The organism is Vreelandella maris (assembly GCF_013371085.1).
GTDB classification, from domain to species: Bacteria; Pseudomonadota; Gammaproteobacteria; order Pseudomonadales; family Halomonadaceae; genus Vreelandella; species Vreelandella maris.
Genome location: NZ_JABWCV010000020.1, coordinates 19,231 through 44,447, shown reverse-complemented (window position 1 = coordinate 44,447; position 25,217 = coordinate 19,231). Strand labels below are relative to the sequence as shown.

General features: G+C 54.9%; 18 protein-coding genes. 12 read left to right on the top strand and 6 right to left on the bottom strand.

The window, feature by feature from the left end:
* The first annotated feature begins 1 nt into the window (after position 1).
* Both HUO07_RS15835 and HUO07_RS15830 read left to right on the top strand, forming a co-directional pair.
* Entirely contained in the window at positions 2–1,327 is a 1,326-nt protein-coding gene (locus HUO07_RS15835; protein WP_176304363.1) for an FMN-binding glutamate synthase family protein, read from the top strand.
* 366 nt (positions 1,328–1,693) lie between these two features.
* Complete coding sequence (locus HUO07_RS15830) at positions 1,694–3,022, top strand: ammonium transporter (RefSeq protein ID WP_176304362.1); 1,329 nt, start codon at positions 1,694–1,696, stop codon at positions 3,020–3,022.
* Between the two features lie 691 nt (positions 3,023–3,713).
* Here HUO07_RS15830 and HUO07_RS15825 read toward each other — a convergent pair.
* Both HUO07_RS15825 and HUO07_RS15820 read right to left on the bottom strand, forming a co-directional pair.
* A complete protein-coding gene (locus tag HUO07_RS15825) occupies positions 3,714–4,730 on the bottom strand; it encodes an IS30 family transposase (RefSeq protein WP_176304361.1) in 1,017 nt (338 codons plus the stop codon).
* Positions 4,731–5,407: 677 nt separating this feature from the next.
* A complete protein-coding gene (locus HUO07_RS15820; protein WP_176304360.1) occupies positions 5,408–5,605 on the bottom strand; it encodes a hypothetical protein in 198 nt (65 codons plus the stop codon).
* 1,384 nt (positions 5,606–6,989) lie between these two features.
* Here HUO07_RS15820 and HUO07_RS15815 point away from each other — a divergent pair.
* The 7 genes from HUO07_RS15815 to HUO07_RS15785 all read left to right on the top strand — a co-directional run bounded on the left by HUO07_RS15815 (position 6,990) and on the right by HUO07_RS15785 (position 17,685).
* Positions 6,990–8,336 carry a UDP-glucose dehydrogenase family protein gene (locus HUO07_RS15815; protein WP_176304359.1) on the top strand — a complete coding sequence of 449 codons (1,347 nt, stop codon included), beginning with the start codon at positions 6,990–6,992 and terminating at the stop codon, positions 8,334–8,336.
* 9 nt (positions 8,337–8,345) lie between these two features.
* Positions 8,346–10,163, top strand: coding sequence for a glycosyltransferase (locus tag HUO07_RS15810; RefSeq protein WP_176304358.1), 1,818 nt, complete (start codon positions 8,346–8,348; stop codon positions 10,161–10,163).
* Positions 10,164–10,182: 19 nt separating this feature from the next.
* Positions 10,183–11,763, top strand: coding sequence for a PilZ domain-containing protein (locus tag HUO07_RS15805; RefSeq protein ID WP_176304357.1), 1,581 nt, complete (start codon positions 10,183–10,185; stop codon positions 11,761–11,763).
* The gene (locus tag HUO07_RS15800; protein WP_246286725.1) at positions 11,741–12,637 is read left to right on the top strand and encodes a polysaccharide lyase; all 897 of its coding nucleotides are present in this window, start codon (positions 11,741–11,743) and stop codon (positions 12,635–12,637) included. Before HUO07_RS15805 ends, HUO07_RS15800 begins: the two co-directional genes overlap by 23 nt.
* A gap of 149 nt (positions 12,638–12,786) precedes the next feature.
* Positions 12,787–14,046 carry an alginate lyase family protein gene (locus HUO07_RS15795; RefSeq protein WP_176304356.1) on the top strand — a complete coding sequence of 420 codons (1,260 nt, stop codon included), beginning with the start codon at positions 12,787–12,789 and terminating at the stop codon, positions 14,044–14,046.
* A 36-nt stretch (positions 14,047–14,082) separates the two neighbouring features.
* Positions 14,083–16,737, top strand: coding sequence for an SEL1-like repeat protein (locus HUO07_RS15790; RefSeq protein ID WP_176304355.1), 2,655 nt, complete (start codon positions 14,083–14,085; stop codon positions 16,735–16,737).
* Positions 16,738–16,947: 210 nt separating this feature from the next.
* On the top strand, positions 16,948–17,685 hold the full coding sequence (locus HUO07_RS15785; RefSeq protein ID WP_176304354.1) for a Crp/Fnr family transcriptional regulator: 738 nt from the start codon (positions 16,948–16,950) through the stop codon (positions 17,683–17,685).
* Between the two features lie 162 nt (positions 17,686–17,847).
* On the opposite strand, the gene HUO07_RS15780 is transcribed toward HUO07_RS15785, so the two are convergent.
* The 4 genes from HUO07_RS15780 to HUO07_RS15765 form a co-directional block, all read right to left on the bottom strand.
* Positions 17,848–18,903 (bottom strand): AbrB family transcriptional regulator, encoded by a 1,056-nt coding sequence (locus HUO07_RS15780; RefSeq protein WP_246286723.1) that lies wholly within the window; start codon positions 18,901–18,903, stop codon positions 17,848–17,850.
* Between the two features lie 94 nt (positions 18,904–18,997).
* Positions 18,998–20,503: a tripartite tricarboxylate transporter permease gene (locus tag HUO07_RS15775; protein ID WP_176304352.1), complete on the bottom strand. Its 1,506-nt coding sequence runs from the start codon at positions 20,501–20,503 to the stop codon at positions 18,998–19,000.
* Between the two features lie 12 nt (positions 20,504–20,515).
* Complete coding sequence (locus HUO07_RS15770) at positions 20,516–20,965, bottom strand: tripartite tricarboxylate transporter TctB family protein (RefSeq protein ID WP_176304351.1); 450 nt, start codon at positions 20,963–20,965, stop codon at positions 20,516–20,518.
* On the bottom strand, positions 20,962–21,954 hold the full coding sequence (locus HUO07_RS15765) for a Bug family tripartite tricarboxylate transporter substrate binding protein (RefSeq protein ID WP_176304350.1): 993 nt from the start codon (positions 21,952–21,954) through the stop codon (positions 20,962–20,964). The genes HUO07_RS15770 and HUO07_RS15765 overlap by 4 nt, the downstream gene beginning before the upstream one ends.
* A gap of 139 nt (positions 21,955–22,093) precedes the next feature.
* Between HUO07_RS15765 and HUO07_RS15760 the strand changes: the two genes are divergently transcribed.
* The 3 genes from HUO07_RS15760 to HUO07_RS15750 are packed head-to-tail and all read left to right on the top strand — an operon-like array spanning position 22,094 to position 25,199.
* Positions 22,094–22,762: a response regulator gene (locus HUO07_RS15760; protein WP_176304349.1), complete on the top strand. Its 669-nt coding sequence runs from the start codon at positions 22,094–22,096 to the stop codon at positions 22,760–22,762.
* The gene (locus HUO07_RS15755) at positions 22,759–24,156 is read left to right on the top strand and encodes a sensor histidine kinase (RefSeq protein WP_176304348.1); all 1,398 of its coding nucleotides are present in this window, start codon (positions 22,759–22,761) and stop codon (positions 24,154–24,156) included. The genes HUO07_RS15760 and HUO07_RS15755 overlap by 4 nt, the downstream gene beginning before the upstream one ends.
* The gene (locus tag HUO07_RS15750) at positions 24,156–25,199 is read left to right on the top strand and encodes an ABC transporter substrate-binding protein (RefSeq protein WP_176304347.1); all 1,044 of its coding nucleotides are present in this window, start codon (positions 24,156–24,158) and stop codon (positions 25,197–25,199) included. The genes HUO07_RS15755 and HUO07_RS15750 overlap by 1 nt, the downstream gene beginning before the upstream one ends.
* Positions 25,200–25,217 lie beyond the last annotated feature (18 nt).

The following is a 25,217-nucleotide window of genomic DNA, read 5'->3' as shown; positions in this document are numbered from 1 at the left end:
CATGACCGATAAACAGAGTAATCCGGCACTGAGAGAGTCCGCGACCTTTGGTCGAGACGTCATCGCCGAGATCCAGCGCGCCGCCGAAACCGGTATTTACGATATTCGCGGTTGGGGGGCAAAGCGTAAGGTTCCGCATTTTGACGACCTGCTGTTTCTGGGGGCTAGCATGTCGCGCTACCCGCTGGAAGGCTATCGTGAGAAGTGCGGTACTGACGTTACCTTGGGTACTCGCTACGCCAAGAAGCCGATCGTGATTGATACGCCGGTCACCATCGCGGGCATGAGCTTTGGGGCCTTGTCGGCGCAGGCGAAAGAAGCCCTGGGGCGCGGCGCATCCGAGGTAGGCACCTCAACTACCACTGGCGACGGTGGGATGACGGCGGAAGAGCGCGGCCAATCCACCAAACTGGTCTATCAGTATCTGCCATCGCGTTATGGCATGAACCCTGATGACCTACGCAAAGCCGATGCCATTGAGATCGTGCTGGGCCAAGGCGCCAAGCCAGGTGGCGGTGGCATGCTGCTCGGGCAGAAAATCTCGGATCGCGTCGCACAGATGCGCAACCTACCCATGGGTATCGATCAGCGTAGCGCCTGCCGTCACCCTGATTGGACCGGGCCGGACGATCTGGCTATCAAAATCGCTGAGCTGCGAGAGATCACCGATTGGCAGGTACCTATCTACATTAAGGTGGGCGCCACCCGTACCTACTATGACGTCAAACTCGCCGTCAAGGCGGGCGCTGATGTGGTGGTGCTCGACGGTATGCAGGGCGGAACAGCAGCAACCCAGGATGTGTTTATCGAACACGTAGGCATTCCCACCATGGCGGCCATTCCGCAAGCCGCCCAGGCGCTGCAGGAAATGGGGGTTCATCGTGAAGTGCAGTTGATCGTTTCAGGTGGGATTCGTAACGGTGCTGACGTTGCCAAAGCCATTGCTTTGGGGGCTGACGCCGTGGCAATCGGTACCGCGGCATTGATCGCGCTTGGCGATAACCATCCGCGCTACGAAGAAGAGTACCAGAAGCTCGGGTCTGCAGCGGGCTACTATGATGACTTCCAGGAAGGCAAGTGCCCAGCGGGTATTTCCACTCAGGATCCCGAGCTGAGCAAACGTCTGGATCCGGTGGCTGCCGGTAAGCGGTTAGCTAACTATCTGCGAGTAATAACACTAGAAGCGCAGACACTAGCAAGAGCCTGTGGAAAATCTCATCTCCATAACCTGGAGCCGGAAGATTTGGTCGCTTTGAATATCGAAGCTGCAGCGATGGCCAGGGTTCCGCTTGCCGGTACCAACTGGATTCCAGGACAACAATTCTAAGCCATGCGCTTTCACGTACCTGGACAAGGCACCGTTAGATAGCATGTAGCCTTCACCTGTTATGGGTGGAGGCTCTGTAATGTGCTTTTTGCACCAAAAGGTTCTGTCTAAAACCTAAAAATCACTAAAACGGCTCGTGGTTATCATGAGTGGCTTCTACGTGTTTGGCAATCAAGTGTTTTGTTTCTTGGCATGAATAATGCTTCTTGAGTACTGTTTAATAAAATACTGCGTTTGGTAAAAGAGCTGAAATTACACTGGAGCGATTGCTGCTTTTACGAGCTTGCCGCTTAGAAGAAAAGGGGTTAAGTGATTAAGTCCGACCATTTCAACTTACAACTTTAATGATTGCTTAAGGGGAATAAAATGAACGAAATAAGTTTAGAGCTCAGTTATGCGCTTGATACTTTTTATTTTCTTGTCTGTACGGTGTTTGTCATGTTTATGGCCTGCGGCTTTGCCATGTTGGAAGCAGGGCTCGTCAGGTCGAAGAACACCGTTGAAATACTCACCAAGAATGCGATGTTGTATTCGGTGGCCTGTATCGTCTTTCTGATAGTTGGCTATAACGTCATGTATCCCGCTAACCCGATCAGTAGTGTGATCTCTGGCTTGGATTTCATGTTGGGCAGTGATCATAGTTTGTCGGATATTTCCGCTGGGGAGGGGTCGCCTTATTACTCTTCCATGGCCGACTTTATTTTCCAGGCAGTGTTTGCGGCAGCCACCATGTCGATTGTTTCTGGGGCGATTGCTGAACGTATGAAACTGTGGCCGTTTTTGATTTTTGCCTTATTCATGGTGGGGGTGATTTACCCCGTGAATGGCTTTTGGAAGTGGGGCGGTGGCTTCCTTGATGAGATGGGCTTCCAGGATTTTGCCGGGTCTGTCGTGGTACACATGGCGGGCGCCTCTGCCGCGCTGGCTGCTGTCTTGCTGGTTGGCCCGCGCAAGGGGCGGTTTGGCCCCAATGGCGAAGTCAGGGCTATTCCGGGTGCCAACCTGCCCATTGCCATGCTGGGTATGTTCATTCTGTGGATGGGCTGGTTTGGGTTCAATGGTGGTTCAATGCTGAAAATTGCCAGCGTAGACGACGCCAATGCGGTCGCCCGTATCTTCGTCAACACCAATACGGCCGCCGCATCGGGCATGGTGACAGCAGCGCTGCTTTATCGCTTGATGTTTGGCAAAGCGGACATGACCATGGTGATAAACGGCGCCCTGGCCGGGCTGGTGTCGATTACCGCTGAGCCGCTCTTGCCCAACCCAGGAATGGCTGTGGTGATTGGTGCTATTGGTGGAGTTGTAGTGGTGTTCTCTGTATTGGGGCTTGATCGGTTGAAAATCGACGACCCGGTCGGCGCTATTTCGGTGCATGGAAGCGCGGGTATTTGGGGGATTCTGGCCGTAATTTTGACTAATCCAGGTGCGTCATTTATGACCCAGCTGATCGGTGCAGTTGTTGTATTTGCCTGGATGTTTGGGGCTAGTCTGCTGGTGTTGTGGATCATCCGTATGACGATGGGCTTACGCGTCAGCGAACAAGAAGAATTCGAAGGGATGGATATTCACGAATGCGGCATGTCTGCCTATCCGGAATTTGTTTCTTCGAGTACTCAGGAAGCGGGCACGGCGGATAAACGGGATAAGCCTGCTAAAAATAAGTTGTCCGAGATAAGACCAGCTCTGCGCTAATATGTTAAATAACACCAAGAACTCGTGGTAAAGCGCTGTGGGTTCTTGGTTTTTTTGCGCGTATGAATGAAAAGCTTATCGATTTATGAAACTCGGCGTACACCTTCTTATGCCGTCGGTTCTCATCCTTTAGCACCTTTAGTTAAGGAGAATCTGGATTTAATAGGTATGCTTATTATGCGGTCAGATGCAGAAACGTGGAGGGTCTTTTGCCAAGGTGATCACCTTGGTTTGTGAAGACGCACAGATAAGGCAATGCCGCCAAAAGTCAAAAAAGTCCTAAAATCGGAAATTTTATAATCACGGATGTGGCCGCCTTGAAGATAGAGATGGGCATCGGTCGGTGTAAATGGGGATAGAGTGGAAAGAGCTTTAGTGCTTTATGTTTTCGTAAGTATTTGTTTTTTGAAATATAATGGTGTTTGTTATTAGGTTTTTAAGTGGATAACCTCATCAGCAAGGCTTGAAATTAGCCTCCAAAGCCGAGGGACGCAGGTTCAAATCCTGCCGGGCGCGCCAAATTGTAAAAAAAGGGGCCTGCGAGAAATCGCAAGACCCTTTTTTGTGTATGGGGCTTATGAGACCAAATTTTCGTCGGTGGCTGGCCAATAGAAAAATAGCTATTTTTGATCCCGTCCAATAGCCTTTCCATTTTACAAGGGTTGGATGCAGACTCTGAGTGCAACACTCGTTAATGAACAGCGGGTGGATTGTCTTGATGCTTCGCTAACAGCTCACCCAGCACTTCAATCGGACACCTAAAGTCAAATCGCTTCCGAGGTCGCATATTCAGCTGTAGCGCAATAGCATCTAGCTCTTCTTGAGTGTGCCGAGAGAGATCGGTTCCTTTCGGTAAATACTGTCGTATCAGGCCGTTGATATTTTCATTGCTACCCCGTTGCCATGGGCTATGTGGATCACAAAAGTAGATAGCAACGCCCGTTGCCTGGGTGATGTCCGCATGTTTGGCCATTTCCCGCCCCTGGTCGTACGTCATGCTTTTACGCGCCGCTAGCGGCATCCGGTTGAGCGCTGCGCTAAACCCTGCCACCGCCGAGGTGGCCGTTGCATCGTTGAGTTTGGCTAGAATGACGTATCCACTGCTCAGTTCGACTAGCGTGCCAACCGCAGAGGCATTGTTCTTACCTTTGATTAAGTCGCCTTCCCAGTGTCCTGGCATGGCACGCCTTTCGATCTCTGGTGGTCGAAGGTGGATGCTCACCATATCGGGTATTTGCCCACGCCGATCAACCTGGCCACGACGAGGTTTACGCGTTGATTTACCTTGGCGAAGGCAGTGGATCAACTCTTTCTTAAGCTCACCCACAGGTAACGCGTAAATGGCGCTGTAAATCGTCTCGCGACAAACGTAAGCATCTTCAAATCGGGGCATGATCATGCGTCGGAGCTTGCCTGCGATTTGCTCTGGAGACAAGCGGTAGCGGAGCATATACATGACCAGCTCAAAGCGACCCCTGCCCAGAAGCAGCTTGGGCTTAGGGCGGCAAGCAACACGCCTGGCACAACGATGGGTGTGTGCATGACGAGCATGGTAAGTACCGCGCTGAGTTTGATTGCGACGTACTTCGCGGCTGATGGTGGATGGAGATCGTTGCAGCATATTGGCTATTTGTCGGAGGCTCATCTCCTGCCAAAGGCTGACCTGAATGGTGGAACGCTCTTCGATACTGAGTTCTGTATAAGCCATAAATCCAACACCTTACTAAAATTTTAAGGTGTTGCACTCAGTTTCTGCGGCCAAGAGGTGATTCTCAATACGTAACGACCTTTTCCAGTCTTATTATATTTCCATACTTCTTTTGTCTTTTTTTTAAGCACTTTCTGGTCAATTTTTAATAGCTTTCCTTGAGAGTCGATTGATTTTGTCAAAGAATTTTTTTTCATTAATTTATCAACAAGTTAAGTGCCATTATATTTCTTCATTAAAGCTTGTTTTCTCGTTTTGTTCTTCTAAAAACTTAATGCGCAGAATCCAGCTGTAGCTAATATTAACCACCAGTACCTTACCATTATGAATTATCTATCTAATTTTTATTGGCTATTTATGCTGCAGACTATAACCGGCTTCAGCTAGGGATAGTTTTAAGAAAGCGCTTCAGAAGTCCCATCGGAGAAAATAACATTCAATACCTTGAAGCTGACCTTCATATCCTTAAGGTCTGTTCCTAGCATCCATTGGTGTTCTTCCATGAATTGATTGTAGTTGAAACCGATGCCTTCATGAATTGTGCGTTTTCCCGGTTCGAGAGCATCGTTGAGCGTAATGTTTATGCGAAAATTAACCTCTCCGAAGAGGTCGCTTAACTCTAATGCCCTTTGACAGCGCGTGTAGGCTTACTAGCCACAGATAGCGTATAATAGCAATCAAACACAGATGTGATCTTTAAACTTTCCTAGTGCTGAATTCTCTGGATCATAACGCTTATTTTTTACCTCAACAGAGATAAGTTCCTCGGTCGATGACGTTGGTGTGACAGCGCTTTTTCTTTCGATAGCATCGCCACTCTCTAGCCTTGAAATACGTCTCTCTAAATCTTCTAGCCGATGTTCTATGTCCGTCATTTCAAACTCTCGTAGTATTTATGATGCCTGGGTTTAGAGGCTAAAAAGCAGTTTTTATCGCTAATCTATTAGATCTATAAACTCAGGCTTTGAGCTTCAGGTTGCACTTAGTTATTGAGCGTGCAGTATTTAAAAGATTTTTCTCCAGCAATGCGAGTGCTCGTGTTACGAACCCTACTAGAAAACACGCATAGTGAGCCAAAGGCTCCAATCTCATCAAAGACTGTTCAGGGCCGTTTTCAGCCCCATGCTACGTAGTTATACTTCGCCTTCTAGCTTTCGGGTATGAGCCCAGTTCTCTACTAAATTTAGCCTAGCACAAGCTGCTTAAGCTGGCTGAGGCTCTTAAGCAAAAGATTTCAACGCTTAGTAAGAGATAGCTGGAGCTGCATTGGAAAAATTCGCCGAGGTTTGCGTTTAGGACTTATTAGCAATCAGAAACTGTTCAACCTGCCGGGCTTGATAATTGCAACAGGAGCCAGCAATTCCTAGCAGGCCCCTGTTCTGTATCGCCTAATTCTCCGGCTTCAATTCTTCCTGCCTAGGTAGGCTGCCTACCCGTACTTCGCTCAGATCCTCATGGAAGAGGCCGCGGTATAACGTAAATATCTTAATAAACACCAGAATAAACATCGGCAGGCCGACAACGATAATTCCTCCTGCAGTGCGGTGAATCCGGCACATGCCTTCGGAAACGGCCTAGAATTCAGCCCTGCATTTATCTATTGGGCTCTCTGGTTGACAGAAAGGCCCCGCCAAACAAACTATCGAGGAGGGCAAAGGAAAACAGCCTGCCGGTCATATTTTTAAGCAGCTACTGATAGCGCTGACTCATATAGCTATTGCTGGAGACGTCGCGTCCCGTACGTCGCTTGGCTAGCTTGATGGTGTTTAAGCATGCCACCCGAATAGCCGACAAATATATGCAGCTTAATCAGTCTGGCTTTGCTGCCAAAAGCTATCAGTGACGATCAATCAGATGCCATTAACGTAACTCTTTCCGCCAATAGACTGCCTGATCACGGTTTGCTAGCAAGTCCGCTGAAAACTTTAAAAATAGTTATAAATCAAAGTTCTGTGGGTAATTCTGAAGCGGCTAAGACGACTTAAGTGCGCTAGCGAACAGAGGGCCAGCTCAGCATCACCTATCCTAATTGTGTAACCGTTTGTGCAGAAGATTAGCAAACGCGTAACGCGAATTTCGATATTACTAATATACGAACCTCCTATCAACCTCCTAAATATGAGGACGTGTTGGTTTTTTGGATTGAAAAAAGTTCGATGTCCAAGTTCTAAACCTTTTACGCCAGAGCCTATCGGCAACCATCTGACGTAAAAAAACCATGGAATGGCACATCAACAAGGACAAGGAGTAGCAGGGAAAATGAGGATTACCATCTTCGCTTGTGGTTATGTGGGTCTCGTAACGGGCGCCTGCCTAGCCGACGTCGGTCATGACGTTATGTGTGTCGACGTAGACAAGGATAAAGTCTCCCGCCTTAAAGCTGGCGAAATACCGATTTTTGAGCCCGGTTTGGAGCGTCTAGTTAGCGATAATCAGGCCGCTGGTCGTTTAAGTTTCACCACGGATGCCGCCGAGGCGGTCAAATTCGGCTTGCTTCAGTTCATCGCTGTTGGCACCCCGTCCGACGAAGATGGAAGTGCCGATCTCAAGCACGTGCTTAAAGTGGCTGAGACCATTGGCCAGCATATGGACGATTACAAAATTATCGTCGACAAATCGACTGTGCCCGTGGGTACCGCCGCAAAGGTGGAGCGTGCTGTTGCAATCGAGCTTGAGAAGCGGGGTCTTGACCTTGAGTTCGACGTTTGTTCGAACCCGGAATTCCTCAAAGAAGGGGCGGCGATTGAGGACTTCTCGCGCGGCTCTCGGATCATCGTCGGCACCGAATCTGAGCGCGTCAGGGAAGCCATGCGGGAATGTTATGGCCCTTACAACCGCCAGCGCGACAAGATGATGTTCATGGGTGTGCGCAGTGCCGAATTGACCAAATACGCGGCGAATGCGCTGCTGGCGACCAAGATTAGTTTCATCAATGAAGTCGCCAACCTCGCCGAGCATCTCGGCGCGGAGGTTGAAGAGGTTCGTCATGGGATCGGTTCCGACCCGCGTATTGGTTACAGCTTCATCTACCCCGGCTGTGGCTATGGGGGCTCCTGCTTTCCTAAAGACGTCAGAGCGCTCGCCAATACCGCCGAGGAAGTCGGCCATCCCGCTCACATCATTGAGGCGGTGGAACAGGTCAATTTCCGGCAGAAGAACAAGTTGTTCGAAAAGCTTTATCAAGCCTTCGATGGCCAACTGGCAGGCAAAACCATTGCCGTGTGGGGGCTTGCCTTCAAACCTAACACCGATGATATGCGTGAGGCCCCCAGCCGCGCCCTGATGGAAGCCCTATGGGATGCCGGCGCGCGCGTTCAGGCGTTTGATCCAGAGGCCAACAACGAGTGCCGTCGAATCTACGGAGAGCGTGACGACTTGGTGCTCGCTGAACAACGCGAAGACACGCTGGAAGGCGCCCATGCGCTGGTCATCTGCACCGAGTGGAAAGCTTTTCGCACCGTCGACTTCTCGCTGTTACGCAAGACGCTCCTGGAACCCGTGGTTGTCGATGGCCGCAATCTCTTTCATCCCGAAAGCGTCAAGGCGGCAGGGCTTGCCTATTACGCCATCGGCCGCGGTGACTCCGTGCGACCCATCCCGGCTTGAGGCATTCCCATGTTTGCTAAACGCCATAAGCACTCCTCTGCCAGCCGTATGACGGAACTGACCACTTTCCTGTTCGGTTTGGCGCTGCTGATCTTCGTCGTTAGGGAGCTGCCAGCGGATGTGTTTTCGCCCGAGTCGCAGAGCTTCTTTTTCATCATCGGGTGGATCGCCATCTGGCGGTACTCGTGGTGGGCGGTACAGGCCGTTCGCTCGCTCGGGTACAACCGACTTGTCTTTCCGAGCTTGCGTGCCGAAGCCGATGCAGCCGGTAACCACGAGAAGCCGCCTGAGTTGTACGTGCTGTGTACGTCCTTTCGTATCGATCAGCAGGTCAACTTTCAGGTCTACGATGCGCTGATACGTGAAGCCCATCAATACGGTGTGCCGACGACGATTTTTGCCTCTGTGTCGGACCGTACCGACGTGGATATCATCAATCACGTCCTGGACGACAATGGCTGGCCGCAGAATGTCACCGTGCGCTACATGTTTCAGAAGGGGGACGGTAAGCGTTCGGCCATGGCTGAGGTGCTGCGGGCGATCTCCCGGTGCTTGCCCGCGCCGGGATCGCTGCTGATCTCAATGGATGGCGATATCCTCCTTGAGCCAAACACGCTGTCACGCACGCTGCCTTTCTTTATCGCCCAGGAGGACCTGGGGGCGCTGACGACGAACAACCGCGCCAAGGTCACTGGTAATGATGTTACCCGTGAGTGGTACGACCTACGCTATGCACAGCGCCATCTGATGATGAGTTCGATGTCGCTATCGCGTCGCCTGTTGGTTCTCACGGGGCGTTACAGCGTCTTTCGCACCGACCTCGCCATTCAGCCGGATTTCATCGAACTGATCGAGAGCGACCACGTTGATCATTGGCGCTTCGGTAGTTTCAAGTTTCTGTCCGGTGACGATAAGTCATCGTGGTATTGGCTGCTAAAGAACGGCTGGTCGATGCTCTACGTTCCCGATGTCTACGTGACTGGGTTCGAAGAACTGCCCAACCGACATCGCTTCTTCGCCTCGTCCACGGATCTGATGCGGCGCTGGTTTGGCAACATGCTGCGCACCAGCAATCGCGCCATCGCCTTGGGCCCTCGCCCGATGGGAATGTTCACCTGGTGGAGCCTGGTCGACCAGCGAATCTCCATGTGGACGACCCTGGTGGGCCCCACGGTGGTAACCCTGGTGACGCTTTTCATCAGGCCCTCGTTTTTCTTCACCTACGTGCTGTGGGTCATGTTTAGCCGTGGCATTGCGGTGTCTGTTCTGGCTTGGCAACGCGGCCGTTTCAGTCTGCTGTGGATTCCGCTGATTTACTACAACCAGGTGTGGGGCGCAATTCTTAAGACCTATGTCAGCTTTCGCTTCAATCGTCAGCAATGGTCGCGCCAGGGTATCTCCGCTGGCGAACCAGACGATCCAGTGGCGGCACGCAGGCAGCGGCGTATAGGTCATGCGTTGCATAGTTTGGTCTATGGCGTTCTTCTCTTCATCCTGGTTATCTCGACCGGCGACATAATGCCTCCAGACCGGACCACTATGCATATCGCTCTCGATCAGGTTCGGGAGCCTGTCCATGGTTCCCAGCGTCTAGATCGCTCGGTCGACACCAACCATACCGACAAGGCCTGTGAACCGGTCCAGTCACCCCCCGACTATTTTCTGGTGGAAGGTGGCCTGATCAAGGCGCTGTCACAGAGCGCCAGCACGCAGACCCGTCAACAGACCACACTAACGGTGCTCTCAAAGCGCTCTCAAAGACAGTGCAATGAAAGGCTTTGGATCGAGCCTACGCCCCCGCTCGAGGTGTCTACGACTCATCCCTGATGCAAGGAGCAACCTTCGGATGAAAGATGATCATTTAAACGGTGCCCACAAGCGGCATGAACCCACTCTCGACGAAAATCAACAAGGGACGAAAGACGATGCGTCCCCAACGTCAGAAAGTGTCAATCAAGAAAACGAACGCCTGATGCAAGGTAACTCACTGCAGCACGAGCGTCGCGATGAACGTGGCTATATCCGGGTGGCGACCCCATTTCGAGTAACCCTCGCCGATAGCGATACTGAGCTGGACGGCAATGATGTCTCCCTCGGCGGCTTCTCTGCCCACAGCGAACGTGCTTTTGAACCGGGCGAGCGTGTTTCCGCGTCACTGATCATGGCCGCGGGTAACTTTGACGTCATGGTGGCCGTCAACGCCGAATGCCTTGACGCCATTCCCAGAGAGCGTGGCAATGGATATGACGTTAGGTTCAAGATTAATGAGATAGATCCGCAGCACCACGAGTCGCTACGTCAGATCATTCGTAGCGGGTTGAGTGGGCGTTCGCCCAATATCGAAGGCCAAATGGCCAGCGAAGATCCACAGACGCCACGCAAGCGACAGGCAACCAAACCAACGCCTCCTAAGCGCCAACCAAAGCCTATCGGCCGCTACATTCTCCTGTTTCTGGCGATCGGTTTGTTGGTGTTGGTAAGCGCGGCGACGGCCTATCGCAACTTCGTTCTGATTGAGCCCAGCTTCGCCGCTGTGACGGCGCCGCGTATCGATATCCGCGCCCCCAGCCCTGGAATACTTGGCGAGCACGGCTTCACCGCTGGGGACCAAGTCGAGCGCGATCAGTTATTGACCAACGTGATCAATAGCGACCTCGAATCAGACCTGATCCTGGCAGAGGCGGCACTTAGCTATAACGTCCAACTGATAGAGAATCTACGTAACTACCTTGAGGAAGATGACCAAGAGATCAGCTTGGCCAGCTCCGCACAGCCGGCCAGCGGTGACCTCACCACTTTCGAGACGGTCTCGCCAGATATCGCCGAGGCCCGTGTCGAACAGTTCGAGGAAGTGCGCGATTTCGAGAACTCGCGTATCGCCGCCCTCAAAGAACTTCAGGCCAGTAACGAAATATACAGCCCCTGTGACTGCCGTGTGGCCTGGGCGCTAAGTAGTGCCGCCGGGGTCTACATCGACGAGAGCGAGCGGATCATGACCCTGGTCCGTACCGATGAAGGTGACGTGATGGTCGAGGCACTGGTGCACATGGATGACATTAGCCGCATCGAGCCCAATCAGCAGGCCTACGTCACACTGGCCAATGCCACCCAGCCGATTCGCGCCCAGGTGCGCAATGTCGCCCTTGACGTTGAACCACAGCCCCGCGCCGGTTTCCCCAGTTGGGTACGGCAGCAGCAAAACGTGGCCAGTGTACTGCTGTCGCCAGAGGCGCCACTGCCTCCAGAAAGCGTGGGCCAGCCGGTAGATGTTCGCTTTAGCGAAACACCGCTGCTGAGTGCCACCTCGGAAAAAATATGGCAAGGCGCGAACTGGATAAAACAGTCCAGCTATGACCTCTATGACAAAGCCCTGGAGGAAATAAACCACTATAGGAACGGTACCGATGAAACCAGCGATGAAGGGTAAACACCAGCACCCGTGTATCGGGTTACGGCACAAGCGTCTGCTATTGAGCGTGCTAACGCTGCTACCGTTCGCGGTCAGCCATGCCGACAAAGCCGAGGATGCCGTCGTCAGCATTCCACAAGTGGCGCCTTGCTCTCAACGTTATGAGTTGGCCGAAACCCCAAGTCCGGCGCCCGCCGAAGACGCTTATAACGCCGTTCGCCAGGGGTTCGATACCAATCGCCACTGGGGAACCAAAGAGAACGTAGAGCGCTTGGCTGCTAACGATACCGGCATCAATGAAGCTGGGCTGCGTGTCCACTATCCCGCTGGCAGCTCCTCACCCAGTGATGAGCCTCTCGGCGGGGCCGGCTTCTACAGCGAACCCCCTTCGCTCCAGGAAGCCGACCGTGCCTGCCTGAGCTACAAGGTGCGCTTCCCTGCCGATTTTGATTTCGTGAAGGGGGGCAAACTGCCTGGGTTGTACGGAGGTGAAGCCCCCTCCGGCGGCGAGAGCGTCGATGGCGAAAACGGTTTCTCTATGCGCTTGATGTGGCGCAAGGAGGGTGCAGGTGAGCTCTACCCTTACGTGGTTGGTTTCGAGGGAGCCTCAGTTGGTCGCGGCTTCTGGCGCTACCCGACTGGATCATGGGTCACTATTGAACAGGAAATCATGCTTAACGACCCAAAGCGGGAGAACGGTGTCGCCCGGATCTGGATAGACGGCGAGCCTGTGCTGGAACAGCAGAACATTATTTTTCGTACCACGCCGGACATCACCATTGATGGTTTGATGTTTTCCACTTTCTTTGGCGGGACCGGGGAAGGCTGGCGCACGCCACGCGACCAGTACGTGGATTTTGCCGACTTCCGTTTCTATACCTCAAGATCTTGAGCGCTAGTACTTGAGCATAAGTACTCGAATATAAGTACTTGAATATAAGTACTTGAATATAAGTACTTGAACATAAGTACTTGAACATAAGTACTTGAACATAAGTACTTGAACATAAGTACTTGAGCGCAATTGGAGCAATAACGATCATGTCTATTGCCTTAACAAAAGGGCGTTCCGCACGGTTTCTGTTTGCCTTGCCCATTGCCTTATTGGCAATGGGCAGCATCGATCTGTCGGCCGATACGAACTTGGACGACACCCTCTCAAGAGAGGAACGCCAAAAAATTGACCTTTCCAACTATCGTGTCACCGATACGAACGCCAGCTATTTTGACGTAAAAGCGCGCATGGCGCTGCTTGAGCAAACCGATAGCACTATTTTGCTGCAGTTAAGCGACAAGCTCTCGATGGGCCCCAGTTGCCGCCAGAAGACTAACTCGGAGCCCATCACGACGCGGGGGGCGATACCCGGTTTCTACCCCCGTCGCACAGCATGGGAGCTGGCTACCGGGCCATTGTTCGATTTCGAAGATAGCGTATCGAACCTGGCCGGTTCTTTCGTTGCGAGTGGCGACATTTACTATGCCGAATGCCTGGTGCATTACTTGTATCGCTGGGCCGAGGCCGAGGCCCTGACCGACTTTGTCTATGATACGGCGCAACCGCAAGCCTGGTTCGCCTCTGAGTCGATGTTGTTCGCGGCGGCCATGGCCTACTCTATCGTGCGCCCTTTCATTGATGGTCTTGAAGAAGAGCGGGCCGACATTGAACAGTGGCTGCAAGGCTTGGCCTTACAGCACTCGGCAGTTCCTGGTCCGCCGCAGGATAGCTGCTGTAATAACCATTTATATCGTCGCGCGCTTTACGCCACCATGATTGGCGTGCTGGTCGAAGACAACGACCTGTTTCGTTTTGGTGTTAGTGCCATTTACTCGGCCCTGCACGACATGACCGAGGAAGGCGCTCTGCCCCTTGAGATGAGTCGCGGACGACGCGCTACTCACTACCAAAACTACGCACTCAATTACCTCATCACCAATATGCAGGTCATCCATCGCCAAGGCTATGACATCTTCGATCTGGAATATGAAGACAGCAACATCCATGAAGGCGTCGACTACCTGTTCCAGATCCTGGACGACCCCGCCGCTTTAGGCGATTACGCGCCACAGGAACAGTACACCGGTTTCCTGCGTGACCCGCAGTACTTCACATGGATGGAGATCTACCTTTCGCACTTTGACCATCAAAGAATGGCCAGCCTTATTACCCGGGCACGACCCACCTACAGTCGCAGCGCGGGGGGCCATGTCACGCTTTACTTCATGGATCCCGACGCCCAGGAGCACATCTACACGGATGAACGGCGTCAGGAGACCGAAGCCTTTCGGGGCTTGAGCAACTGAACAGTAACTGAGCCACATAAGGAGAGTGGGGAGCATATGAAGAGGACAACGATCAGGACGCTATACACACCCACGCTGCGGCTGACCGCAGCGTTAACCTTGTCAGCATGGCTCGCTGGCTGCGCAACCACTTCTGAAGCACCGCCAGTTGGAGAACATACAGGCCCCGTTCCCGCGCAATACGCTGGCTGGTTCGCCAGCGGTCCGGAGGCCGATACGGATGGGTCAGACTGGGACACGATCAACCTCGCCCAGGAGCGCATCGAAGAGGGCCGTTACAAAGAAGCCATCACGTTCCTGCACCCCTTAATGGACCGCTATGTGCCACCTGCTTTTTATGAGATGGCCAAGCTCTATGAAAAGGGACTCGGCGTCGAACAAGATCTCACCCAAGCAGCACGACTGTATGGCAAGGCTATCAATGAGCCTTCCTCGACACGCGGCCATGCCTCGCTCAACCTCGCCCGGCTCTATCGAGAGGGGCGCGGCGTAAAACGTAACGACGTGCTCGCCTATCATCTACTTTGGCAGGCCAAAGAGGCCAACCTTGGCCGGACAGCAGACGTCGAGCTTGCCAACCTGCTGTCTGAAGGCGGCGAAGGCGTAGAGGCGGACCCCGAACTTGCCCGTCAGCTTTACGAGCAAGCTGCTTCCCAAGACAAGGAACAAGCTCTGCAGGCCCTAGCCGAAGCGCACGCACCCGGCGGTTGGCTGGAAGAGGATGCCGAACAATCGATGGCTTATGCGCAGCGTTACGTCAAACAACTTGAGGCCAACGCAGGACAGGGCGATGTCGGCGCTATGCTTCAATTGGCATCGCTCTATTCCCCTGACGGACTGCTCAGTGACCGGCCCGATCAGCGCATCCAGTGGCTGCAGCAAGCCGCGCAAGCGGGCGACCTAGACGCCCAGGCCCGTGCTGGGCGCGAGTTGGTCAGCGTCGGTGAGTACCGGCTGGGTATGTCTCTGCTGGAAGATGCCGCCCGTCAGGGTCACGTCAAGGCGATGATCTACCTCGGCCAAGCACTGCTGACGCCTGAGAATGAGGGTCAACCGGAAGATCCAAACCGCGCTGAACGGTGGCTGAGCGAGGCCATCCAGGCGGGGTCGGATGATGCCCGGGTCATTCTCGGCCGTGCCCTTGTCGAAGGCCAGGCAGGCCTTGACGACCTACCTCGCGGCATTCGCCTGCTCGAACAAGCGGCAGAGAGCAACCATCCTCTGGCTCTGGCGCAGCTTGGCTCGCTGCTCATGGGCGACGAGCAAGTCGAAAGTCAACCTGCCATTGCTGCCGACTATCTGAAGCGCGGCCATGAACTGGGGCACCCATGGGCGACCCAGCAACTCGGTGCCGCTTATCTAGAGGGCCGTGGCGTGACACAAGACCCCCAACGTGCCGAGGAGCTGCTGCAAAATGCCGCCGCTCAAAACCAGACCGGCGCGATGCGCCTCCTTGGTGAGGCCTATCTGACAGGTGATGCCTTACCCTTAAAGCCTAGTCGCGGCAAAGAGTTGCTGACACAAGCAGCCCAAACCGGAAACACCACCGCCATGACCACCCTCGGCGAAGCCTATTTGGACGGCACGCTGGAGGGCAATCCTTCTCAGGGCATTCGACTCCTCACCCAAGCCGCCGAGCAGGGAGATGACTATGCCATGGTGTTGCTGGGTCGTGCCTATCGAGAAGGCAACGGTGTCAAGCGCGACCTCTATAAGGCCAAGCGGTGGCTGACCCGGGCTCAGGAGGCAGGGCACGCGTCCGCCGCCGATGCGCTTGCCTACGTGCAGCGCGACCTGGGTGCTGAAGGCAATATTGAGGCACTCATCGCTGCAGCAAAAAATGGGCATCCGAGTGCCATGGCCGATCTTGGCCGTGCCTATCTCGACGGTGAGGGCGTTGAGCGTGACCAGCAACAGGCCGAAAGCTGGCTGGAGCAAGCATCCCAGGCGGGACATGCCGGTGCCGCGGCAAGCCTTGGTCGCATGTATCTTGATCGGGGCGACAGTGAGCGCGGCATTGACTACCTGGAGACCGCGGTGTCTAGAGGGCATGCTGGCGCCCGCAATGACTTGGGCGAAGCCTACTTGACCGGCAGACACACCGAACAAGATGTGGAGCGCGGACTTGAACTGCTCAACGCCGCGGCCGAATCAGGCGACCCCCTTGCCGCCTACGTGCTGGGCGATGCCTATCAGCACGGCAAAGGGGTCGGAAAAGATGCCGAGCTGGCCGAGCGCTGGTATCAGCAGGCCAGTGATGCTGGGGCCGTCTATGCGCGTGCCGAACTAGGCATCGCCTTTATGCGTGGCGAAGGCGCGATTGGCCAGGATGTTCAGCGAGGCTACGAGCTGCTCCGGGATGCAGCCAAGCAGGGCCACGCGGGTGCTCAGGCCTCCCTCGGCCGTGAGTACCTGAGCGGGCGTAACATTGAGAAGGATCCCGAGCGTGGTGCGCGCTACCTCTATCAGGCAGCAAGCCAAGGACACCAAAGTGCCCGCCTCGCTTTGGCCAGGGCCTATCTCTTGGCGCGTGGCTACGAGAATCCCAATCAAAAGCAGGCGCTGCTATGGCTTGATAACCTAATCGATAACGAGGGCCGGCTTGCCGTCGAAACGCTGCGCCAACTGCTCACTGATGAGGCCGCTTTTGCCGCTCTCGAGACTGAACTGGAAACAGCCTCTGGAGAATGACACTTCTTGTTCGCCGGGTCGTCAGAAGCGGCCCGGTTCATGGCGCGAAGCTGCTAACGCAGAGGCTTTCATGGTCGAAGTATAACCAGCCATTGAACGGCCACTCTGTGATCGTCGTTGCCACCTGATAGTGTCCTATCTTTAAGAAAGGGAAGCCTTACCGAAGCGATGATGCTCAAACTGCGCTACTGACATTATAGGGAGATATCAATGCCAGTACTTTGTGATGGCCAGCAAAATGCTTTGCTTGGCTTATTGCCGGAAGAAGAACTGAATCAACTGTTGCCTCATTTAGAGGAGGTGACATTGACACTGGGGCAATCGCTGTGTGAATCCGGACAGCCAATGGACTATGCCTACTTTCCGTTAGACTCCATCGTCTCGCTGCTCGGCGTGATTAAGGATGGCTCCTCGACAGAAATTGCCGTGGTGGGCTATGAAGGGGTGTTGGGCGTCTCGTTGTTCATGGGCGGTGAGAGCACCTCCAACCGAGCGATTGTGCAGAGTGGCGGGCAGGCATTACGTCTCAAGGGTCATCTGCTCAAAAAGGAATTCTTCCGCGCTGGCGCGATGCAGCGACTGCTCCTGCGTTATACCCAAGCCTTGCTGACACAGATGGCGCAAACAGCGGTATGCAATCGCCATCACAACCTTGACCAGCAGCTATGTCGCTTGCTACTGCTCAGCATTGACCGACTGCCAAACAACGAATTGATCATGACCCACGAGTTAATTGCCAATATGCTGGGAGTGCGTCGCGAGGGCGTCACCGAGTCGGCGTGTAAGCTCCAGAGAGCAGGGCTGATCTCCTACCACCGTGGCCATATCAAGATTCTTGACCGACAGGGTTTAGAGGAACGGGTCTGCGAGTGCTATGCGGTGGGCAGGGAAGAATATGACCGCTTGCTCAATCGACGTCAGCCTGTTCTCAGTAGCAGTCCGATTTAGCGACCAAGGGTCACTGTTCGGGCTTTACAGCTAGTTATTTAGCGAAGGTATGAGGAGGCCATGCCTTCGCTGCAGGCATGAAATAGCACTTAACCTTACCGGCTTTGTCTCTCAGGCTATTTAGGCGCTGTGTTCTGATTCACAAAAACCACAAGATGATAGTTAGGCGTTTGAAACCATTCGCCGGAGCAATAAAGGCAGCAATAACACCAGTAGCGTGATGCGTAGTAGGTGGTGAGTGGTAACGAAGGCGGGATCGATACCTAAGCTCAGTGCAACCAGACTTAGCTCTGGGGCTCCGCCTGGCATGTAGGCGAGCAGCGCCGCCGCGGCAGAGTAACCGGTGAGTAAATGCCCTGCCCAGGCGGCAATAATCGCCAGCAGTAACAGTACCAGGGCCTGAATGACCGCCATCAGCATGGCCATCCCCACCTCGGCAATCGGGGCACCCGCAAAGCGCACACCAACGGAAATGCCGATGACGACTTGTGCGAGGGCAATGATCACAGGCGGGACGGCAGCATGCGTGAGGCCCGAGAAGTGCAGCGCTGCTGAGACAAGGGCCGGGCCAAATAGCAGCGGGCTAGGTAGGCGAAGGCGCTTACCCAGCCACATGCCGACAATGCCAGCCGCCAGCAGCCACGCGATATCCGTGGAGGAGGGCATCCATAACCACTGCGATAAGGCTGGCGCGGTACTGCTAATGTCGACATGGCCTATAAACTGCAAAACAGGCGGGATGGCCACCAGCAGAACCAATATGCGCACCGCATGGGTAATGCCGATGATCCGCAAATCAGCCCCTGAAGAGAGCGCCATCCCGGTAACGGTGGAAACCCCGCCAGGTACGCCAGCGTAAAGTGCCGTTTCCCAGGAGTGCCCCGCCACGCGGCGGGAAAACCACACCGAGAAAGTCATCATCACCGCCGTGGCGATCAGCATAATCGCCAAGCTGATACCCCACCGTGTTGCATCTCCGGTCATGTCGGCGGTGAACGCTGAACCGAGCATGACCCCAATGACGACCAGCACGCCCTGGCGGCCCTTGCCCGGCGACCTCATCGGTACGCCTGCCAAGGAGGCCACTGTGGTCGCGATCATAGCCCCTAATAGCCAGGGAAGCGGCAATTGTAGCCAATAAGCTAACCCGCCCCCGATAAGCCCGAGTGCCAATGTTGGTAAGAAACGGCCTAAGGGGGCCAAGTGTATTGCTCGCATCGTTTTCAACATCACAGGTTTGCAAATAAAAGCCCTGGCGATCGTTATCACGGCCAGGGCTAGCTATCTATTCATTGTCGGACAAGAAGCGTCGTTAACCAGCGCTTAGCTTGCGGCCAGCCAATAGCTTTGGTACCAACCAGGGAAGCACCAGTAGTAATACCGCCGCCACCCACAGCCCAAGTGAGATACCCGATTGCCATAGGATCCCGACGTCGCCGCCGCTGATAGAGAGTGCCCGGCGCAGGTTCTGCTCCATCAACCCACCCAGTACGTAGCCGAGAATCACTGGCGCCAGGGAGAAGCCCAGCTTACGCAGCAAATATCCAAACACGCCGATGACCAGCATCAAGTAAATAGCAAATAGATCAGAGTGCAACTGATAAACGCCGACGAACGCCAGGATAGCAATAGCGGGCACCAACACCCAGCGTGGAATAGTCAGCACCCGGGCGAATACGCCCGCTAGCGGCAGGTTAAGCATCAACAATACGATGTTGCCAATATAAAGTGACGCGATAAGCCCACCGGCCACTTCAGGCCGCTCGGTAAACATCATTGGCCCAGGGGTGATGTTATAAAGCATCAACGCACCCAGCAGTACCGCTGTCGTACCGGAACCGGGAATGCCTAAGGTTAGCATGGGCACAAAAGAACCTACCGCGGCCGCGTTATTAGCCGACTCCGGTGCAGCCAGCCCGCGCATATCACCGGTGCCAAAGGTGTTGTCCTTGTCGGAAAGACGCTTTTCAGTGGTGTAAGACACGGCACCAGCAACAGAGGCACCGGTACCGGGGAGGACGCCGATGATAAAGCCGATTAGCCCCGAGCGGATAATGGCACCCTTACATACCAGCACTTCCTTGAGGCTAACAAAAACACGCCCCAGCGGCGGCAGCTCGCCATCATTATCGGTGCTGTGGGAATTTTCGAGCATCAGCAGGATTTCGCTGATAGCGAAGAGGCCGATAATCATCACTACAAAGTCGATGCCATCGTAAAGCTCGGGCATGCCGAGGGTATAGCGCAGTACGCCGCTGCCGGAATCAATGCCCACGGTGCCAATCAGGACACCCAGTACGGCACCAATCGCGGTCTTAATTGGGTCCTTGCCCATCATCACCGACATGGAAGAAAACGCGAATATCATGAGCGCAAAGAATTCCGCCGGGCCGAACATCACCGCCACATTTGCCAGGAGCGGTGCAAACAACGTCAGGCCAATAATGGCAATGGTCGCGCCAACGAATGAACTCACTGCTGAAAGCCCTAAGGCGGGGCCCGCGAGTCCTTGCTGCGCCAGCGGGTAGCCATCGAGAGTGGTCATGACCGCACCGGCATCGCCAGGTACATTGAGCAGAATGCTCGACATGCGGCCGCCATATTCGGCGCCGGTGTAAACCGCGGCCAGCAAGATCAGTGATGACTCAGCAGGCAAGCCAAGGGTATAGGCAAGCGGCATCAGAATGGCAATGCCATTGATCGGGCCGATGCCTGGCAAGGCCCCAAATAGGGTGCCGAGCAAGGCGCCAAGGAAAGCCAGCCCCAGGTTGAGAGGGGTCAGCGCAACACCGAACCCATCGATAAGGAAATCGAACATCTTAGCGATCCTTTAAATGAAGGTATCGAACCAGTAGCCAGAAGGCAGGCTGATCCCGAGGGCTGTGGTGAACAGAAAGTAGCCGATAACCGACATGAGGACGCCGGTGAGCAGTGCTTTACCCCAGGTCGCATCAAATAGTCGCGCCAAGGCCGTCACCACTAGCAGCGATGAGACGATGAACCCCAGCTGTGTGAACAAAACGGCAAAGGCCAAAAGCAAAACCAGCACCAGTAACAACTTAAGCGCCAGTGCTTTGTGTGGCCATTGACCGTTGGGGCCCGGTCTGAAAATCATCACCAGTGAGAGTATTGTCAGCAGAATTGACAGCCCTACCGGGAAGGCCTTGGGACCTACAGGTTCGTAGCTAAAGGGCATTTCCAGTTGCACGGCCTGGACGGCGATAAACGCCGCCAGACCGATTAGCGCAATGCCCAGCACTCGGTCGGCGGCGATCTTCATTTGGTCAGACCTACTTCTTCTGCCAGCCCTTTAAACTCAGCGACCTGTCCTTGAACGTAGCGGTCAAAGTCTTCACCGAAGCGAGACATTGGGAACAGGCCCCGCGCCTCACGTAGCTCGGCGAATACCGGATCTTCCGACAGCTGCTGCATGCGTTCGACCCAGGCTTGATAGGCTTCATCGCTGACTTCCGGGCCCATGTAATAACCCCGCCAGATCGGCCACTCCACGTCGTAGCCCTGTTCGGCTGCGGTCGGAATATCGGCGTAGGGGCCACCCATCCGCTCTTCGGAAAGCGCCGCCAGGACGCGGATTTTGCCACCCTCAAGCTGAGACCTAAGTTCTGACAGATCGCCAGTGAACACCTGAATGTGGTCGCCTAGCAGTGCTGCTAGTGCCTCGCCGCCACCCTCGAAGGCCACGTAACGAAGGTCTCTGGGCGACATATCCCCAGATTTGGCGATCAGCGCCGCCTTCATCCAATCCTGACTGCCGACTGTGCCACCGGCACCAAAGGCGATCTCGTTAGGATTTTCTTTCAGGTCGGTCATCAGCTCGTCAAGGCTCTGCCAAGGCGCATCGGCACTGACGACAATCGCGCCATAGTCGACGCCCAGGGCGCCTAGCCAGCGAACCTCATCGGCGTCGTACTCGCCAAACTTGCCTAGCGCCAAGTTCACGGCAGCGCCGGTGCTGGCCGCTACAATAAGGCTGGGATCATCAGCGCGCACACCGTTAACATGGTTATAAGCCACCGCACCAATGCCGCCGGGCATGTAGCTAACCATCATCGGCTTGCTTATCAGGCCCGTATCCTGGAGGCCATTGGCTGCTAGTCGACACGTTAAATCGTAGCCACCGCCGGGTTTGGCGGGTGCGATGCACTCGGTAGACTCGGGAATGGCTTGAGCCTGAGCTTGGCCGATCAGCAATGCGCTGCCCATTAAAGCAAGCCCAGAAGCGTAGCGTAGGGTTGAGTTGATCTTCATGACGAACTCCTGTTCTCTTGTTGTATTCGGGAGCAGGAAGGCCCGAACCCGGTCATGCTGAGATGACCAGCGCAATGTTAGGCAGGCAACCTTTCATCAACCTGTCATTTTTCTTATTACCCCCTGAGACTTTAGTCATATGCGCCTAATCATCGTTGAAGACGATCCGATGATCGCTCGCTCGCTTTACAATGCATTATCACCGCTGGGCAATAGCGTCGACATTTTTGCCCATGTGAGAGACGCGCGAGCGGCGCTACGCAATGACCACTTCGATCTGATGTTGCTTGACCTGGGGCTGCCTGACGGAAATGGTCTTGAGTTGCTGAGTGAATTGCGTGAACGAGGTGATCGGACGCCCGTGTTGATCCTGACCGCTAGGGACGGCATTGAAGACCGGGTACGCGGCCTTGATCTAGGCGCGGATGACTACCTCGCCAAACCGTTTTCACTGGTGGAGCTTGAAGCCCGCGTACGCGCCTTGCTACGGCGCAGCCAGCAGCGTAGCGATAACCGCCTGACGTTGGGCCCTTTGTGCCTTGATCCGACGGCTGGCGCTGCCACTCTCGATGGGGTAACGCTCGAACTACCTCGACGTGAGCTACGCTTGCTTGAAGGGCTCCTGCTACACGCTGGCAATATCGCCCCCCGCGAGATGCTGGAAGGGCGAGTGTTTAGCTTCGGCGAGGTAGGTTCTAACGCGCTTGAAGTTTACGTCAGCCGGTTACGTAAGCGCCTTCAGGGTAGCGGTTTGTGCATCCGCACGTTTCGTGGCCTTGGCTATCGACTCGAGGAAGCGTCGACTTGACCCAAGTAATCGGCACGTTAAAGGCGCGCTTGGCTGTCTGGCTGCTGGTCATGGTGTCTGGACTGGGTACGTTGCTGCTGATGGAAGCTTATTATTCTACTCAGCGCGCGGCCGAGCGTGCTTTTGATAGCCAACTGGAAGCGGCTGCGCTGACGACTGCCGATTCGGTGCAATGGGAAGGTAGCGCCCCCGTCGTCAGGATTCCTCCCGCCGCCCTACAGATTCTAGCCACTTCGCATCAGGAGCGGGTCTTCTACGCCGTGCTCGACCATAATGGACGGCGCATTTCAGCCAATCTTGCTATTTCCATTCCCTCAGCTGGTCGGACAGCAGCGGCCATTGCGCCAACCTGGCTTGACCTGACGCAGGCGGGCACCCGCTGGCGGCTGCATGGCCGCGAATACGACTCGGCGGGATGGGACATTCAAAACCCAGTGCAAATCTGGGTGGGCCATACGATTAGTGGGCGACAGGTATTGGCCAGTGAACTATTTGAACGCGCAATCATTCGTTTTTTTGCCATGGTACTACTAGCGGGCATCCTGATGCTGCTGGCGATGCGGGTGGCACTGAAACCGATGCGCCAGCTGCGCCATCGATTAAGGAAACGCCAAGCTGATGATATGCGGCCACTCAATGCCAGGGTGCCGGAAGAGTTGCGCGAAATGGTCGAGGCGCTGGATACCCTGTTTACCCGACAGCGCGAGAGCCGCGATAACCTGCTGCGCTTTACGGCCGATGCTAGCCATCAGCTCAAAACCCCGCTTGCCGGCCTGCAAAGCACCAGCGAGTTAGCGCTGCAAAGCCGCGACCCCGATGAATGGTATCGTGCCCTTTCCGACGTGCATGATGGCGCAAAGCGCACCAGTCGCTTGGCCGGTCAACTACTCAGCCTTGCGCGGCTTCGCCATGTGGAAGAGGCCGACGAAAGTCTGCCGCTTGATCTAAGAAAGGCGCTGCATGACAGCGTGCTCGAATGGGCCCAGCGCGAGGTGGCCATGCAGCATGACCTGGGGCTGGCCGAACTGCCCGCCGAGCCTATGCTCATACAGGGGCAAGCGTGGGCGCTGCGCGAGCTATTGGGCAACCTGATCGACAACGCACTGCGCTATACCCCTCCGGGTAGTGAAATCACGCTGGGACTAAACGCTATCGGCAATCACATCATGCTTTATATCGAGGATAACGGGCCTGGGGTCGACCCAGAGATACACCCCCGGTTGTTTCAACCCTTCGAACGCGGAGGGCGTCAGGATACCCACGGCTCAGGCCTGGGTCTGGCCATCGTAGCTACCATTGCGCAACGCCACGCGGCTAAGCTTCAGGTCAAAGAACGTCCGCCACATGGGCTTCGCATCGAAGTGCATTTTCAGGCGGCGGGGGAGGAAAGCTGATGCAACGCTTATGGCTAACAAATGCGCTGGTGTTGTGCTTGTTTTCGTCTTCGCAGAGTCTAGCGGCGACGCCCTTGGTGGTAGAAGCCGCCTTGGACCGGCAGGTGGTCGCGCCCCTGTTAGCAGCTTTCGAGCAGGCCCATCCGGGTATTGAACTGAGCTACCGGGACCGTAGCACACTGGAGGTGAACGCCTTGACCGCGGTGGCTGACCCGCCCCCCGACGTAGTGATTAGTTCCGCCATGCCCTGGCAAATGAACCGCGTCAATGAGGGATATGCCCAACGGCTGGATTCTGAACTGGCCAATGAATGGCCCGAATGGGCAAAATGGCGTAACGAGGTGTTTGGGTTTACCTTCGAGCCGATTGTCATGGCTTATCGGCTTGATTTAGCCCGCCATATGTTGCCGCCGCAAACCCATGCGGATCTGCACAAGTTGCTGAGTACCCAACGTGACACTTTACAAGGCAAGGTAACCACCTACTCGCCCTCAAAGAGCGGCATCGGCTACACGCTATTTCAACAAGATGCGCGCTATACAGACAGGTTCTGGGATCTGGTCACCGCATTAGGTGATGCCGATGCCCATCTCGAATCCAATACGCGCGCGATGCTGGAAGGGCTTTCAGAGGGGCGCTATTGGCTGGGTTATAATCTGCTTGGTTCCTATGCCATGGTGTGGGCCCAGGAGCATCCCGAGGTGATCGTGCAGGTGCCTCAGGACTATGCCTTAGTCGTGATGCGAACCGGCTTTATCCACCGTGATGCGCCGCACCCCCGTGCTGCGCAAGCTTTTATGAACTTCCTGCTCAGCCGCGATGGTCAGCGTGTGCTGGCGGCTCAAACCCCGCTTTTCAGTGTGCGGTCGGATATTGTTGGGCCCTACACTGCTCAACGCCTTCGCGACCAAGTCGGCGACCGCCTCTATCCCATCCCGCTTAACGCGTCGGTGCTTGCCTTTGTCGACCCTCAGCGCCGCGATGCTTTCATGGCTCGCTGGCAACGTGAGTTTAATCGTTATCAGGGGGTTAACGATGATTAAACTTTCCAGCATAAAGGA

Coding starts and splice junctions, on each gene's coding strand:
- HUO07_RS15835 (WP_176304363.1), top strand. CDS start 2: ATGACCGATAAACAGAGTAATCCGGCACTGAGAGAGTCCGCGACCTTT.
- HUO07_RS15830 (WP_176304362.1), top strand. CDS start 1,694: ATGAACGAAATAAGTTTAGAGCTCAGTTATGCGCTTGATACTTTTTAT.
- HUO07_RS15825 (WP_176304361.1), bottom strand. CDS start 4,730: ATGGCTTATACAGAACTCAGTATCGAAGAGCGTTCCACCATTCAGGTC.
- HUO07_RS15820 (WP_176304360.1), bottom strand. CDS start 5,605: ATGACGGACATAGAACATCGGCTAGAAGATTTAGAGAGACGTATTTCA.
- HUO07_RS15815 (WP_176304359.1), top strand. CDS start 6,990: ATGAGGATTACCATCTTCGCTTGTGGTTATGTGGGTCTCGTAACGGGC.
- HUO07_RS15810 (WP_176304358.1), top strand. CDS start 8,346: ATGTTTGCTAAACGCCATAAGCACTCCTCTGCCAGCCGTATGACGGAA.
- HUO07_RS15805 (WP_176304357.1), top strand. CDS start 10,183: ATGAAAGATGATCATTTAAACGGTGCCCACAAGCGGCATGAACCCACT.
- HUO07_RS15800 (WP_246286725.1), top strand. CDS start 11,741: ATGAAACCAGCGATGAAGGGTAAACACCAGCACCCGTGTATCGGGTTA.
- HUO07_RS15795 (WP_176304356.1), top strand. CDS start 12,787: ATGTCTATTGCCTTAACAAAAGGGCGTTCCGCACGGTTTCTGTTTGCC.
- HUO07_RS15790 (WP_176304355.1), top strand. CDS start 14,083: ATGAAGAGGACAACGATCAGGACGCTATACACACCCACGCTGCGGCTG.
- HUO07_RS15785 (WP_176304354.1), top strand. CDS start 16,948: ATGCCAGTACTTTGTGATGGCCAGCAAAATGCTTTGCTTGGCTTATTG.
- HUO07_RS15780 (WP_246286723.1), bottom strand. CDS start 18,903: ATGCGAGCAATACACTTGGCCCCCTTAGGCCGTTTCTTACCAACATTG.
- HUO07_RS15775 (WP_176304352.1), bottom strand. CDS start 20,503: ATGTTCGATTTCCTTATCGATGGGTTCGGTGTTGCGCTGACCCCTCTC.
- HUO07_RS15770 (WP_176304351.1), bottom strand. CDS start 20,965: ATGAAGATCGCCGCCGACCGAGTGCTGGGCATTGCGCTAATCGGTCTG.
- HUO07_RS15765 (WP_176304350.1), bottom strand. CDS start 21,954: ATGAAGATCAACTCAACCCTACGCTACGCTTCTGGGCTTGCTTTAATG.
- HUO07_RS15760 (WP_176304349.1), top strand. CDS start 22,094: ATGCGCCTAATCATCGTTGAAGACGATCCGATGATCGCTCGCTCGCTT.
- HUO07_RS15750 (WP_176304347.1), top strand. CDS start 24,156: ATGCAACGCTTATGGCTAACAAATGCGCTGGTGTTGTGCTTGTTTTCG.